Source organism: Streptomyces tendae (assembly GCF_008632955.1).
GTDB lineage: Bacteria > Actinomycetota > Actinomycetes > Streptomycetales > Streptomycetaceae > Streptomyces.
Genome location: NZ_CP043959.1, coordinates 4991364 through 5005787 on the forward strand (window position 1 = coordinate 4991364; position 14424 = coordinate 5005787).

General features: G+C 72.7%; 12 protein-coding genes and 1 pseudogene. 8 read left to right on the forward strand and 5 right to left on the reverse strand.

The genetic code is table 11. The features are described from left to right. Window positions 1-9: 9 nt before the first annotated feature. The 4 genes from F3L20_RS23015 to F3L20_RS23030 are packed head-to-tail and all read right to left on the reverse strand — an operon-like array spanning window position 10 to window position 4093. Window positions 10-1215 carry a sensor histidine kinase gene (locus tag F3L20_RS23015; protein ID WP_145826039.1) on the reverse strand — a complete coding sequence of 402 codons (1206 nt, stop codon included), beginning with the start codon at window positions 1213-1215 and terminating at the stop codon, window positions 10-12. Beyond that, complete coding sequence (locus F3L20_RS23020) at window positions 1212-2924, reverse strand: cation acetate symporter (RefSeq protein ID WP_150155977.1); 1713 nt, start codon at window positions 2922-2924, stop codon at window positions 1212-1214. The genes F3L20_RS23015 and F3L20_RS23020 overlap by 4 nt, the downstream gene beginning before the upstream one ends. A gap of 21 nt (window positions 2925-2945) precedes the next feature. Continuing rightward, window positions 2946-3305 (reverse strand): hypothetical protein, encoded by a 360-nt coding sequence (locus F3L20_RS23025; protein WP_024884928.1) that lies wholly within the window; start codon window positions 3303-3305, stop codon window positions 2946-2948. A gap of 17 nt (window positions 3306-3322) precedes the next feature. After that, on the reverse strand, window positions 3323-4093 hold the full coding sequence (locus F3L20_RS23030) for a LytR/AlgR family response regulator transcription factor (protein ID WP_150155978.1): 771 nt from the start codon (window positions 4091-4093) through the stop codon (window positions 3323-3325). A gap of 133 nt (window positions 4094-4226) precedes the next feature. Here F3L20_RS23030 and F3L20_RS23035 point away from each other — a divergent pair, with 133 nt between their 5' ends. The 8 genes and pseudogenes from F3L20_RS23035 (at window position 4227) to F3L20_RS23070 (ending at window position 12055) form a co-directional block, all read left to right on the forward strand. Further along, window positions 4227-4730 carry an Lrp/AsnC family transcriptional regulator gene (locus F3L20_RS23035; RefSeq protein ID WP_024884926.1) on the forward strand — a complete coding sequence of 168 codons (504 nt, stop codon included), beginning with the start codon at window positions 4227-4229 and terminating at the stop codon, window positions 4728-4730. A 123-nt stretch (window positions 4731-4853) separates the two neighbouring features. Next, entirely contained in the window at window positions 4854-5666 is an 813-nt protein-coding gene (gene ddaH, locus F3L20_RS23040) for a dimethylargininase (protein ID WP_150155979.1), read from the forward strand. Next, a complete protein-coding gene (rocD, locus tag F3L20_RS23045) occupies window positions 5663-6889 on the forward strand; it encodes an ornithine--oxo-acid transaminase (protein WP_150155980.1) in 1227 nt (408 codons plus the stop codon). Before ddaH ends, rocD begins: the two co-directional genes overlap by 4 nt. Before the next feature lie 177 nt (window positions 6890-7066). Continuing rightward, window positions 7067-8476: pseudogene (locus F3L20_RS23050) on the forward strand (PAS domain-containing protein); the annotation flags it as partial. 146 nt (window positions 8477-8622) lie between these two features. After that, the gene (locus F3L20_RS23055; protein ID WP_024887240.1) at window positions 8623-9474 is read left to right on the forward strand and encodes a carbohydrate ABC transporter permease; all 852 of its coding nucleotides are present in this window, start codon (window positions 8623-8625) and stop codon (window positions 9472-9474) included. After that, window positions 9471-10460 carry a zinc-dependent alcohol dehydrogenase family protein gene (locus F3L20_RS23060; protein WP_145825139.1) on the forward strand — a complete coding sequence of 330 codons (990 nt, stop codon included), beginning with the start codon at window positions 9471-9473 and terminating at the stop codon, window positions 10458-10460. The genes F3L20_RS23055 and F3L20_RS23060 overlap by 4 nt, the downstream gene beginning before the upstream one ends. A gap of 75 nt (window positions 10461-10535) precedes the next feature. Continuing rightward, window positions 10536-10760, forward strand: a complete 225-nt coding sequence (locus tag F3L20_RS23065; RefSeq protein ID WP_150155981.1) for a hypothetical protein — start codon at window positions 10536-10538, stop codon at window positions 10758-10760. Window positions 10761-10846: 86 nt separating this feature from the next. Beyond that, entirely contained in the window at window positions 10847-12055 is a 1209-nt protein-coding gene (locus tag F3L20_RS23070; protein WP_150157473.1) for a TerD family protein, read from the forward strand. Between the two features lie 59 nt (window positions 12056-12114). Here F3L20_RS23070 and F3L20_RS23075 read toward each other — a convergent pair whose 3' ends face one another. Beyond that, the gene (locus tag F3L20_RS23075; protein ID WP_150155982.1) at window positions 12115-13701 is read right to left on the reverse strand and encodes a TROVE domain-containing protein; all 1587 of its coding nucleotides are present in this window, start codon (window positions 13699-13701) and stop codon (window positions 12115-12117) included. Between the last annotated feature and the right edge of the window lie 723 nt (window positions 13702-14424).

The window sequence follows — 14424 nt, forward strand, 5'->3', positions numbered from 1 at the left end:
CGGCTCGCCTCACCGCGGGGTGAGCCGCCCCGCCAGGTGCACGCCCGGCTGGTACTTGGGCAGCCGGACGGTGATCTTCATGCCCGCGCCCGCGGCCGTCTCGATGACCAGCCCGTGGTCGTCGCCGTAGACCTGGCGGAGCCGGTCGTCGACGTTGGACAGGCCGATGCCGCCGGTGGGGCTGACCTCGCGGGCGAGGATGCGGCGCAGCAGGTCGGGGTCCATGCCCGCGCCGTCGTCCTCGATGACCACGAGCGCCTCGGCGCCCGCGTCCTGCGCCGTGATCTGGATGTGACACTTGTCGGCCTTGCCCTCCAGGCCGTGCTTGACGGCGTTCTCCACCAGCGGTTGAAGGCACAGGAAGGGCAGGGCGACCGGCAGCACCTCGGGGGCGATCTGCAGGGTGACGGAGAGGCGGTCGCCGAAGCGTGCCCGCACCAGCGCCAGGTAGTGGTCGATGGCGTGCAGTTCGTCGGCGAGGGTGGTGAAGTCGCCGTGCCGGCGGAACGAGTAGCGGGTGAAGTCGGCGAACTCCAGCAGCAGCTCGCGGGCGCGCTCGGGGTCGGTGCGCACGAAGGACGCGATCACCGCGAGCGAGTTGAAGATGAAGTGCGGGGAGATCTGTGCGCGCAGGGCCCGGATCTCGGCCTCGATCAGCCGGGTGCGGGACTGGTCCAGGTCGGCGAGCTCCAGCTGGACGGAGACCCAGCGGGCGACCTCCCCGGCGGCCCGCACCAGCACCGCCGACTCGCGGGGCGCGCAGGCGACGAGGGCGCCGTGCACCCGGTCGTCCACGGTGAGCGGGGCGACCACGGCCCAGCGGACGGTGCAGTCCGGGGTGTCGCAGGTGAGCGGGAAGGCCTCGCCCCGGCCGGTGTCCAGGGGCCCGGCGAGGCGCTCCATGATCTCGGCCCGGTGGTGGGCGCCCACGCCGTCCCAGACGAGGACCTCCGCGCGGTCGGTGAGGCACAGGGCGTCGGTGCCGAGCAGGGAGCGCAGCTTGCGGGCCGACTTGCGGGCGGTCTCCTCGGTGAGGCCCGCCCGCAGCGGGGGCGTGGCCAGCGAGGCGGTGTGCAGGGTCTCGAAGGTGGCGTGCTCGACGGGGGTGCCGAGTCCGGCGAGTCCCGCGGGCCGTGCCGTGCGCCGGCCCAGCCAGAACCCGGCGGCCAGCAGGGGCAGCACGGCGACGAGCAGCCCGGCGAGGAAACCGATCACGCGGACACCTCCGTACGCAGCTCTTCCGGCAGGTGGAAGCGGGCCAGGACCGCGGCCGTGCCGGGCGGGACCCGGCCGGGGGTGGCCAGCGAGACCAGCACCATCGTGAGGAAGCCCAGCGGCACCGACCAGAGGGCGGGCCAGGCGAGCAGCGCGTGCCAGGGCCCGGCGCCCGGGTAGCCGGCCATGGTGGCGGCGACGGCGAGGAACGCGGAGCCGCCGCCGACCAGCATCCCGGCCGCCGCGCCCGGCGGGGTCAGCCGGCGCCACCAGATGCCGAGGACGAGCAGCGGGCAGAACGACGAGGCGGACACGGCGAAGGCGAGGCCCACGGCGTCGGCCACCGGCAGCCCGCCGACCAGGATGCTCGCGGCCAGGGGCACGGCCATGGCGAGCACGGTGCCGAGGCGGAAGTGGCGTACGCCGCGCGAGGGCAGCACGTCCTGGGTGAGCACCCCGGCCACGGCCATGGTGAGCCCGGAGGCGGTGGACAGGAACGCGGCGAACGCTCCCCCGGCGACCAGCGCGCCCAGCAGGTCGCCGCCGGTCCCGCCGATCATCCGGCCGGGCAGCAGCAGGACGGCGGCGTCCGCGTCCCCGGTGAGGGTCAGCTCGGGGGCGTACAGCCGGCCGAGAGCGCCGTAGACGGGGGGCAGCAGGTAGAAGGCGCCGATCAGGCCGAGGACGGCGACGGTGGTGCGGCGGGCGGCGACCCCGTGCGGGCTGGTGTAGAAGCGGACCACCACGTGCGGCAGGCCCATGGTGCCGAAGAAGGTGGCGAGAATCAGCCCGTACGTGGCGTACAGCGGGCGTTCGGTGCGGCTCTCGGCGCGGGAGGGCGACAGGGCGTCGTCGGCGCCGTTGCCGGTGGTGGGGACCTCCGCGCCGGCGGCGAAGGTGAGCCGGGTGCCGCCGTCGACGCGGTGGGTGCCGGCGGGGAGGTGAACCTCGGTGCCCGTGTGGTCGCGGCCGTCGACGGTGCCGTCCACGGTCACCGTGAGCGGGGAGGTGATGCGCAGGTCGACGGTGCCGTCGACGCGCACCACGCGCTGCTCGCGGAACTCGGCGGGCTCGTCGAAGGCGTGGCTGGGTGCCCCGTCGCGCTGCCAGGCGAGCACCAGGAACAGGGCGGGTATCAGCAGGGCGGTCAGTTTCAGCCAGTACTGGAAGGCCTGGACGAAGGTGATGCTGCGCATGCCGCCGGCGGCCACTATCACCGTCACCACCACGGCGACGATCACCGCGCCGAGCCAGTCGGGGGCGTCGGTGAGCACGGTGAGGGTGAGTCCCGCGCCCTGGAGCTGGGGCAGCAGGTACAGCCAGCCGACGCCGACGACGAGGGTGCCCGCGAGCCGTCGCACCGTGTGCGAGGAGAGCCGGGCCTCGGCGAAGTCGGGCAGCGTGTAGGCGCCGGAGCGGCGCAGCGGCGCGGCCACGAACAGCAGCAGCACCAGGTACCCGGCGGTGTAGCCGACCGGGTACCAGAGCATGTCCGGGCCCTGGATCAGGACGAGTCCGGCGATGCCGAGGAAGGAGGCGGCGGAGAGGTACTCCCCGCTGATGGCCGCCGCGTTGAGCCGGGGGCCGACGGTACGGGAGGCGACGTAGAAGTCGGAGGTGGTGCGCGATATGCGCAGGCCGAAGGCGCCGACGAGAACGGTCGCGACGGCGACGAGCGCGACGGCGGTGACGGCGTAGGCGGTGTTCACGGTGGTGCCGGTCCCCTGGTCTCAGCGGTCCTCGACGAGCCGCACGAAGTCGCGTTCGTTGCGTTCGGCGCGGCGCACGTACCAGCGGGCGAGCAGGACCAGCGGGGGGTAGAGCCCGAAGCCGAGGACCGCCCACTCCAGGCGGCGGGCGTCGGGGGCGGCGGCGAAGACCAGCGGCAGCGGGCCGATGAGCAGGGCGAGGACGGCGAACACGGTGAGTCCGGCGCGCAGCTGGATACGCATCAGGGTGCGGACGTAGGTGTGACCGAGGGTGGTCTGCTCGTCGATCTCGGTGCGCGGGCGGTAGTAGCCGGAGGTGCGCCGGGCGCGGCGGGGCGGGCCGGTGACGACCACCCGGCGCTCGGCGGGTTCCTGGGGCATGCGGACCTCTCCCCCCGTCAGCCCGTGGTCCGGCGCATCAGAAGGTCCCGCAGCTCGCGGGCGTGGCGCCGGCTGACCTGGAGTTCCTCGGACCCGATCAGGACGCTCACCGTGCCGGCGTCGAGCCGCAGTTCGCCGATGTGGCGCAGGGCGACCAGATGGCGGCGGTGGATGCGGACGAAGCCGCGTGAGCGCCAGCGCTCCTCCAGGGTGGACAGCGGGATGCGTACGAGGTGGCTGCCGCGGTCGGTGTGCAGGCGGGCGTAGTCGCCCTGCGCCTCGACGTGGGTGATGTCGTCGACGGCGACGAAGCGGGTGACGCCGCCGAGTTCCACGGCTATGTGGTCGGGGTCGGGCTCGTGCACGGGGATGCGCTGGGCGGGGCCGGGCGGGGTGGTGCCGCGCTGGGCGTCGGCCCGCCTGACCGCTTCGGCCAGCCGCTCCTTGCGGACGGGTTTGAGCACGTAGTCGACGGCCTTGAGGTCGAAGGCCTGGACGGCGAAGTCCTCGTGGGCGGTGACGAACACGACGAGCGGCGGCCGGGCGAAGCCGGTGAGCAGCCGGGCGAGGTCCAGTCCGTCCAGGCCCGGCATCTGGATGTCGAGGAAGACGACGTCGATGGCCTCGGGCCCGTCGGGGCCGCTCTCCAGCGCGCGGTTGATGCGGCGCAGGGCCTCCGTGGCGTCGCCCGCGCCTTCCACGCTGCCGATGCGCGGATCCGCGTTCAGCAGGTACAGCAACTCCTCCAGCGAGGGGCGTTCGTCGTCGACGGCGAGGGCGCGCAGCATGAAGGTGGAGTGTAGGGGGGATCTCCGGGTCGGGACTACGTGCGGGACAAGGGCGTGTGCGGCCGATCCGGCGCCCGGTCGTCTCGGGGCGGACGCGGGGTGGCCGTGGGGCCGGCGTGGATACAGTGCCCGCATGAACAGCAGGCCCACGCCGTTCGACGAACTCGACCGGAAGATCGTCACCGCTCTGATGGCGAACGCCAGGACGTCCTTCGCGGAGATCGGGGCGTCCGTCGGCCTGTCGGCGACGGCGGTCAAGCGCCGGGTGGACAGGCTGCGGGAGACCGGGGTCATCACCGGGTTCACGGCGACCGTGCGGCCCTCCGCGCTCGGCTGGCGCACGGAGGCGTACGTGGAGGTGTACTGCGAGGGCGCGGCACCTCCCCGGCGGCTGGCGGAGGTGGTGCGCAACCATCCGGAGATCGCGGCGGCGATGACGGTGACCGGGGGCGCGGACGCGCTGCTGCACGTGCGGGCGCGGGACGTGGAGCACTTCGAGGAGGTGCTGGAGCGCATCCGCCAGGAGCCGTTCATCCGGAAGACGATCAGCGTGATGGTGCTGTCGCACCTGCTGCCCGACAGTCCTGAGGCGGGAGTGACGCAGCCCGCCCCGGACGACGCACCGGACGTGCGTTGAGGGGCGGAAAGACGCAGTGATCCTGCGTGGACGCGCAGGATCCGTCGCTTGTCGGTCGTGATGCTCCGTCCCTACCGTGGAGTCACCCCTTGTTGACACCGTGTGAAGCGGAGGAACCCCTTCGTGCCCGAATCACGTGTGGCGCGCCCACGGCGCTATCTCGTCTGTGAACCCAGGTTCTTCGCCGTGCGGTACGCGATCAATCCCTGGATGCGTCCCGACCGTCCCGTCGACGTCTCACTCGCCCGGCGGCAGTGGCTGTCGCTGGTCGACGCCTACCGCCGCCACGGCCATACCGTGGACACCGTGGAACCGCTGCCCGGACTGCCCGACATGGTGTTCGCCGCGAACGCGGCGGTCGTCGTGGGGGGCCGCGTCTTCGGCTCCCGCTTCCACGCGCCGGAGCGGCGCCCGGAGTCGGTGCCGTACGAGGCCTGGTTCAAGGCCCAGGGGTTCGACGTCCAGCATCCGGAGTCGGTGTGCGAGGGCGAGGGCGACCTGGCGCCCGCCGGGCGCTGGATCCTCGCCGGGACCGGTTTCCGCACCACCCCCGAGGCGCACCGCGAGGTGCAGGAGTTCTTCGGGGTGCCGGTGATCGGCCTGACCCTGGTGGACCCGTACTTCTACCACCTCGACACGGCGCTGTTCGTGCTGGACGAGGAGAACGTCGCGTACTACCCGGAGGCGTTCTCGCCGGGCAGCCGTGAGGTGCTGGAGCGGCTGTACCCGGACGCCGTGCTCGCCACCCGGGAGGACGCCATGGCGTTCGGCCTGAACTCCGTCTCGGACGGCCGCCATGTGTTCGTCCCGCCGGGCGCGGCCTCGCTCGCCGCCCGGCTCGCCGACCGCGGTTACGTTCCCGTCCCCGTCGACCTGTCCGAGTTCCACAAGGCGGGCGGGGGCATCAAGTGCTGCACTCAGGAGATCCGCTCATGACCTCTGTCGCCCGTACGCGTTCGTCCGCCGAGCTGATCGGCGCGGAGGAGCCGGTCCTCGCGCACAACTACCACCCCCTCCCCGTGGTCGTCGCCCGCGCGGAGGGCGCCTGGGTGGAGGACGTAGAGGGCCGCAGGTACCTGGACATGCTGGCCGGCTACTCGGCGCTGAACTTCGGCCACCGGCACCCGGCGCTGATCGAGGCGGCGCACCGCCAGCTGGACCGGCTCACGCTGACCTCGCGCGCCTTCCACAACGACCGCCTCGCGGGGTTCGCGGAGCGGCTGGCCGCGCTGACCGGCCTGGACATGGTGCTGCCGATGAACACCGGCGCCGAGGCGGTGGAGAGCGGCATCAAGGTGGCCCGCAAGTGGGCCTACGACGTCAAGGGCGTCCCGGCCGACCGGGCGACTATCGTGGTGGCGGCGGACAACTTCCACGGCCGCACGACGACGATCGTGAGCTTCTCCACGGACGAGGTCGCGCGGTCCGGGTTCGGCCCGTTCACCCCGGGGTTCCGGGTGGTGCCGTACAACGACCTCGAGGCCATGGAGGCGGCCGTCGACGAGACGACGGCGGCGGTGCTGATCGAGCCCGTCCAGGGCGAGGCGGGCGTGGTGGTGCCGGACGACGGCTATCTGGCCGGGGTGCGGGAGCTGACGCGGCGCGCGGGCTGCCTGTTCGTCGCCGACGAGATCCAGTCGGGCCTGGGCCGCACCGGCCGCACGCTCGCCGTGGAGCACGAGTCGGTCGTCCCGGACGTGGTGCTGCTCGGCAAGGCGCTCGGCGGCGGCATCGTGCCGGTGTCGGCGGTGGTGGCCCGGCGTGAGGTGCTCCAGGTACTCCGTCCGGGTGAACACGGGTCGACCTTCGGCGGGAACCCGCTGGCCGCCGCGGTGGGCACGGCCGTGGTGGAGCTGCTGGAGACGGGTGAGTTCCAGCGGCGGGCGGCGGAACTGGGCGTGGTCCTGCGGGAGGGCCTGGAGGCGCTCGTCGGCAAGGGCGTCACCGGGTTCCGCAGCCGGGGCCTGTGGGCGGGCGTGGACGTCGACCCGGCGCTCGGCACCGGCCGCGAGATCAGTGAGCGCCTCATGCGCGAGGGCGTCCTGGTGAAGGACACCCACGGTTCGACCGTGCGTCTGGCGCCTCCGCTGACGATCACCGCGGAGGAGCTGCAGGAGGCCCTGCGCACCCTGGAGAAGGTCCTCGGCAACGGGTCCTGAGCCCTTTCGTCAGCGCCCCCGCCGGGTGTCCCGGCGGGGGCGTCGGCGTGCCCCGCACCGGATCGCGCGCACCGGTGGCCCACGCCCGGGAAGCCCTTGGCCCGTCCCCGGGGTGAAGATGGGGGCAAGAATGGGGACAAAGGTGACAGACCACTCTCAGCGACAGAGAGGCCGTCCGTGGACGGACACAAGGAGCAGGGAGTAACCCGGCAGGGGTTCGACGTGGCCGACGCCGCGCCCCTGCTGTTGGACCCGCACGGCCTGGTGGCGGGCTGGACCACCCGGGCGGAACGCCTGCTGGGCCACACCGCGACGGAGGCCGTGGGCCGCAAGTTCGCCGACCTGCTCGAACCCGACGACGCCGAACGGGTGCCGGACCTCGTCGAGCGGTGCCTGAGCGCGAGCGAATGGGCGGGGCTGATGACCGCCCGGCACCGGGACGGGCAGCCGGTCGAGCTGATGGTGCGGGTCGCCCCGACCGCGGCGCCGCGCGGCCCCGGCTCGCTGCTCGTGCTGCTGTCGGAACTGGCCGACGCCCCCGGCTGGGACATGAGCCGTGCCGTGCTGGAGCAGATCGTCGCCGGGAACCCCATCGGCATCGCGATCGTGGACACCGACCTGCGTTACGTGTGGTCCAACGCCGCCCTGGAACAGTTCGGCGGGGGTTCCGCCGCGCAGCGTCTCGGGCTGCGGTTCGCGGACGTGCAGCCGGGCATGAACGCCGACGCCGTCGAGGAGCGGATGCGGCACGTGCTGGAGACCGGTGAGCAATTCGTCGACTACGAGCACGTCGGCCGCGTGCGCTCGGCGCCGCTGCGGGAGACCGCGCACATGTTGTCGTTCACCCGGCTCGAGGACGAACGGGGCCGCCCGATGGGCGTGTACTACACCGTCGTCGACATCACCGAGCGGCACCGCGCCCGGCAGCGCCTCGCCCTGCTCGACCGGGCCGGCGAGTACATCGGGCGCACCCTCGACATCATGCACACCGCGCAGGAACTGGCGGACGTCGCCGTGCCCGGGGTCGCCGACTTCGTCACCGTGGACCTGCTGGAGACGGTGCTGCGGGGCGCCGAGCCGGCTCCGGAGCCGCTCGCCGGGTCCGCGCGGGTGCCGTTGCGCCGGGCGGGGCACCGGTCGCTGTTCGAGGACCTGCCGCGGACCGTCGTCGACAGCGGCGCGGTCGTCACCTACCTGGCCGACTCGCCGCCGGTCCGGTGTCTGACCACGGGCCGGTCCTGGCGGCAGGAGCAGCTCGACCCGCTGGCCGTGGAATGGGCCGTGGGTGCGCCGGGGGGCAGGGAGTCCACCTTCCTGGAACTGGGCCTGCAGAGCGTGATGATCGTCCCGATCCGGGCCCGTGGCATCACACTGGGCATCACCACGTTCTTCCGCCGCCGCCAGAACCCCTTCGACACGGACGACCTGCACCTGGCCGAGGACCTCGTCTCCCGCGCCGCCGTCTGCGTGGACAACGCCCGGCGCTACACCCGCGAGCGGGACGCCGCCCTCGTCCTCCAGCGCAGTCTCCTGCCGCGCCGGCTGCCCGAGCAGGACGCCGTGCAGGTGGCCGCCTGCTACCTGCCCTACACCGTCTACCAGACCTTCTACCAGGCGCACGAGAACGGCCTCGCCTCGGCGGCCGGCGTCCTGGTCGTCATCGGCTCCATCGTCATCGCGACCTTCGCCCTGCGCGTGGTGTCGTCCCTGTTCCGCGAGGAGGTGTCCCGCGCATGAGCAGCATCGCCGTACGCACCCGCGGCCGGTTCCGCGGCGGAGCGGGTCTCGGCCTGGTCGCCTGGCTGGCCGGCATCGTGTTCTTCCTGCCCATCGCCTGGATGGTGCTGACGTCCTTCCACTCCGAGACGGACGCGGCCGCCAACCCGCCCGCCTGGGGCGCCGCCCTCACCCTGGACGGCTACCGCGAGTTCTTCGGCGCGGGCGGCGGCGCCAGCCCCTGGCCCGCCCTGATCAACTCCACGGTGGCGTCCGTCGTCTCGACGCTCCTGGTGCTGCTGCTGGCGCTGCCCGCGGCCTACGCCCTGTCCATCCGCCCGGTGAAGAAGTGGACGGACGTCCTGTTCTTCTTCCTCTCCACCAAGATGCTGCCCGTGGTGGCCGGCCTGCTGCCGATCTACCTGTTCGCCAAGAACACCGGGATGCTCGACAACATCTGGCTGCTGGTCATCCTCTACACCTCGATGAACCTGCCGATCGCGGTGTGGATGATGCAGTCCTTCCTCGCCGAGGTCCCGGTCGCGATCATCGAGGCCGCGCAGATCGACGGCGCCCGGCTGCCGACGGTGCTGGCCCGGGTGGTCGCCCCGATCGCCCTGCCGGGGATCGCGGCGACGGCACTGATCTGCTTCATCTTCAGCTGGAACGAGCTGCTGTTCGCCCGGGTCCTGACGGGCGTGGTCGCCGAGACCGCCCCCGTCTTCCTGACCGGCTTCATCACCAGCCAGGGCCTGTTCCTGGCCAAGGTGTGCGCCGCGTCGCTCGTCATCTCCCTGCCGGTGCTCGCCGCGGGGTTCGCCGCCCAGGACAAACTCGTCCAGGGCCTGTCGTTGGGAGCCGTGAAATGAAGGCCGCCGTCATCGAGTCCGTGGGCAGGGCCGTCGTCACCGAGGTCCCGGACCCGACGCCGGGCCCGAGGGACGTCGTCGTCGAGGTCGCCGCGTGCGGGCTGTGCGGCACCGACCTGCACATCCTCCAGGGCGAGTTCGCGCCCAAGCTGCCGATCGTGCCGGGCCACGAGTTCGCCGGCGAGGTGGTCGGCGTCGGCTCCCAGGTCACGGAGGTGGCGCTCGGCGACCGGGTCGCCGTCGACCCGTCCCTGTACTGCTACGAGTGCCGCTACTGCCGTACCGGACACAACAACCTGTGCGAGCGCTGGGCGGCGATCGGCGTCACCACGGCGGGCGGGGCCGCGCAGTACGCGGTGGCACCGGTGGCGAACTGCGTGAAGCTCCCCGAGCACGTCCGCACCCAGGACGCGGCCCTCGTCGAGCCGCTGTCCTGCGCGGTGCGCGGCTACGACGTGCTCCGGTCGAGGCTCGGCGCGCACGTGCTGATCTACGGCTCCGGGACCATGGGCCTGATGATGCTGGAGCTGGCCAAGCGGACCGGCGCGGCGAGCGTCGACATGGTGGACCTGAACCCGGCGCGTCTGGAGACCGCCCGCAAGCTCGGCGTCTCCGCGTCGGCGGCCACCCCGGACGAGCTGGACCGCCCGCAGGGCTGGGACCTGGTGATCGACGCGACCGGCAACGCGGCGGCGATCCAGGACGGGCTCGGGCGGGTCGCCAAGGCGGGCACGTTCCTCCAGTTCGGCGTCGCCGACTACGCGACCCGGGTGGAGATCGACCCGTACCGGATCTACAACCAGGAGATCACCATCACCGGCTCGATGGCCGTCCTGCACAGCTACGAGCGCGCGGCGGAGCTGTTCGCCAACGGCGTCCTGGACCCGGACGTCTTCATCAGCGACCGGCTGCCGCTGGACCAGTACCCGCAGGCGCTGGAGCAGTTCGCGGCGGGCGTGGGCCGGAAGATCGTGGTGGTGCCGTAGGGAGCGGTCCCGGGGGGCGGGCGCGCGGTGAAAACCCGTGGGCGTGCCCGCCCCCTCGCCCGTACGATCCCCGGCATGGGCAGACCCAGCGGTTTCGCGTACGAGTCCCAGGCCGGCACCACCGTCCACATCACCCACCACGGCCGCCACGCCACCACCCTGCAGGGCGACCGGGCCGCCCGTTTCCTCGGCGAGGTCACGGGCGCCGCCGACCCGCAGCTCGTCATGGCCCGCTGGACCGGCAACTACAAGCGCGGCAACGAACGCATCGCCCGTAACCACCCCCGCAACCGGGGCTGAGCAGGCCGGAACCGGCGGCTGCGCCGAACGGAGCACAGGTAAGGGAACGGTAAAACGCCCTCGCTCGTTCACCCGGCATGACAGCTATGACCCCCGGCTCGAACATCCCCCTCCCCACCGCCCGCGTGACGGTGGACGTCGCCGCGCCCGTGCGGCTCGACGTATCGGGCCTGCTGCTCACCGCCGACGGCAAGGTGCGCTCCGACGACGACTTCATCTTCTACAACCAGCCCTCGGGCCCGGGCGTGACCTACCGCTCCGGCGGCGGTTCGGCCCCCGACGCCATCACGGTCGACACCACAGCCGTGCCCACCGGCATCGAGAAGATCGTCGTGACCGCGAGCCCCGACGCGGCGGGCCAGACCTTCCAGGGCATCGAGCCCACCGCGACCGTCCGCGACGCCGACGGCGGTGCCGTGCTGGCGACGTTCACCCCCCCGCAGCTCGGCGGCGAGACGGCCCTGGTGATCGTGGAGATCTACCTGCGCAACGGCGCCTGGAAGGTGCGCGCCGTCGGCCAGGGTTACGCCAACGGCCTGGCCGGCATCGCCACCGACTTCGGCGTCTCGGTCGAGGAGCCGGCCGCCCCGGCCCAGCCGGTGACCCCGCCGCCGCGCCGGTCGCCCCTGCCGCCCGCCCGCGCCCCGACGGCCGCCCCGCAGGCCCCGCCCGCCCCCGCCACGCCCCCGGCCCCGCCCGCCCCGGTGCCCGGCAGCGGGAAGATCAACCTCGACAAGGGCCGCGTCAGTCTCCAGAAGAACCAGACCGTCTCCCTGATGAAGGGCGGCCGTCCGCTGCTGTCCCGGGTGCAGATGGGCCTGGGCTGGGAGCCCGCCTACCGCGGCAAGGACATCGACCTGGACGCGTCGGTCATCGCCTACGGCCCGCAGCGCAACCACATCGACAGCTGCTACTTCGGCAAGCTCCAGATCCTGGGCGGCGCGATCCAGCACTCCGGCGACAACCTCACCGGCGAGGGCGGCGGGGACGACGAGGTGATCACCGTCGACCTCGGCCGCCTGCCCATGGAGGTCTCGGGGCTGGTCTTCACGGTCAACTCCTTCTCCGGCCAGAAGTTCACCGAGGTCGCCAAGGCGTACTGCCGCCTGATCGACGCCACTACCGGCGAGGAGCTGGTCCGTTTCGACCTCACCAGCGCCGAGCCGCAGACCGGCGTGATGATGGCGAAGCTGATCCGGCAGTTCTCCGGCGAGTGGGAGATGACCGCGATGGGCGACTTCGTGAAGTCCCGCACCGTCCGCGGCATGGTCAAGCCGTCCGCCCAGGCGCTGTAGTCACGCGCGGCAGGCACGGGGAGCGCCGGGTTCCCCCTCGGGGGGACCCGGCGCTCGTCTCAGGCGGCGGCCCACGGCCAGTCGGCGCTGCGCCCGGCCTCCAGCAGCGGCACCGTCCGGAAGGCCGCGTCGGACAGCCCGCCGAAGGTGTGCCGGCCCGCCGTGCCCGACGGGCCGTGGCCCGCGCGGTGACCGGCGAGGTTCCAGGTGTAGACCGGGACCTCGGCCGGGACCTGCTCGGTGGGATCGCCGTGCCGGCTGGGGGCGTACTGCTCGTCGGTGACGATCAGCACCCGGTCGTGCCCCTGGTAGTGCCGGCGCACCGCCTCGGTCGTGTCGGTGCCGCCGAGGTTCCCGAACCGGTCGAGGATCCTCAGCACCGACTCGCCCCGGCGGAACCGCACCGGCGCGCTCGTCGAGCCGAACTCGACGAGGTCGGCCTTCGCGGCCCGCAGCGCGACCGCCGTGCCGAAGACGGCCGCCGCGTCCGCGCGGGTGAGCTCGGAGCGGTCCGACATCCGCGCGTAGAACATCGAGCCCGAGCGGTCCACGAGGACCAGCGTCCGGCCGGGCAGCGCGGGCACGTTGGCCAGCGAGTGGCCGAGCGCCCGCTCCAGCGCGTACGACCACCGCAGTGACGGCGCGTGCCGGTACGCGGCGAGGTACCGGAAGGGGAACTGCCGCGACCGTGCGACCTCGGCGGGGTCGGCGATGCGCGCGGCGACCCGCGCGGCGACCTCGTCGCAGACGCCGGCCTCGTCGAAGTTCCGCAGGTTGCGCACCAGTGCCATCGGGCCCATGGAGGGGATGACGGCCTCCCAGGCCGCCTTGTCCATCGACCCCTGCAGCCAGCCCGCCAGCGCCTCCCAGGTGAGGCCCGCGGCGGCGAGCCGCTCGGCACCACCGGGTGCCGTGACGACCGCGCGCCGGTCCTCGACGGGCAGCGCCATCAGCTCGCGGTGGGCGGTGAGGACGCGGTTCGAGGCGGGCGGCTCCGCGGTGTCCGGGTGGTGCCGGCGGTCGAGGGCGTACCGGAACAGCTCGCCCTGCCACGGCTTGTCCGGGTCCGGGGCGGCGTGCACCAGGTTCAGGATGTCGCCGAAGCGGTAGCCCTTGGACGCGGTGTCGTACTTCAGCAGGGCCTTGCCCCCGTAGAGCCGGCGCACGGCGTCGGCGACACCGCGCTTGACCGGCTTCGGGATGTTCCGGCCGTGGCGGGCCGTCCAGTAGGCGAGCAGTTCACCGGGCTCGTCGGGACGGCGCAGCACGGAGTCCACGACCCGCCGGTTCGACGGACCACCGGTCGCGCCGGCGTCCAGCCGGGCCTTGACGTACTCGGCCGCGCCGACGAGCGAGGCGGTGCGCAGGTTGCCCTCGCCGCGCAGCCAGCCGAGCAGTCCGGCCGTCCAGTCCGGGTCGCTCACGGCGAGTTCACGCACGAGCTTCGCGAACCGGTCGTCGCGGGCGTCGCCGCTCTCGTAGAAGGTCTGCTGCGTCACGAAGTTGGACACCGCGAGCAGGAAGAGTTCCGAGCGTGCGTCGCGCTCGCGTCCACGGCCGCCCTGGTACGTACGCAGCACACGGCCGGTGGACGTCACCCGCGACGTCGGCTGCGGCCCCGCGGCCCGCGTGTTGAATCGCGCCATGGTGAATTCCCCCGCATTCCTGTCGTATCCGAAAGGGAGGCGCGACAAAGGAGGGTGCCCGAGAAACGAGTCGGCCGCGGAACAGTTCAGGCGCGTCTTCCATTTCCGCCACACCGGCCCGAAGCCGATGACGGGATTCGAACCCGCAGTGAACCTGATCCCGAAGTATCCGCTGCCTGCGCACCGGGCACCCACCAAATGCTGCGCCTCCCGAGATCAAGTCGGCGGCGGCATGGGATTCTTTTACGAGAAGAAGTAGCCGCGGCCCGCGCACCGGGAGGTGCATGAAGTTGTGGTGTCCAGAGATCGAGGCCGGCGGAACCGACGAAGGTGCTCTGACCCCTGAGCTACACCGGCGCGTGGTGCCGGTGACGGGACTCGAACCCGCGACCGCCCCATTATCAGTGGAAGTAGGTCCTGCCTTCGCACCTGGACGTGCATCACTGTAGGAGGACGGCCGTCGGCGGGGCGAGCGAATTATTCACCGGTCTTTTCGCCGCTCCACGGACCGGCGGCGACGGGCCGGATGTCCGCTTCCTTGTTTCCGGCGTACGGCTCGGGCCGTCGGGTGAGAAGGTCCCGCCGGTGACTGCGCTCCGTTCCTGCTCCATCCCGGCGCCGGTGAATGCGCTCCGTTCCGGCTCCTCCTCGGCGCCGGTGCCGAATGCGCCGCGGGCGGACGGGCGGGACCGGCGCTCGTCCCGGTCCCGCCCGCTTCGGAAC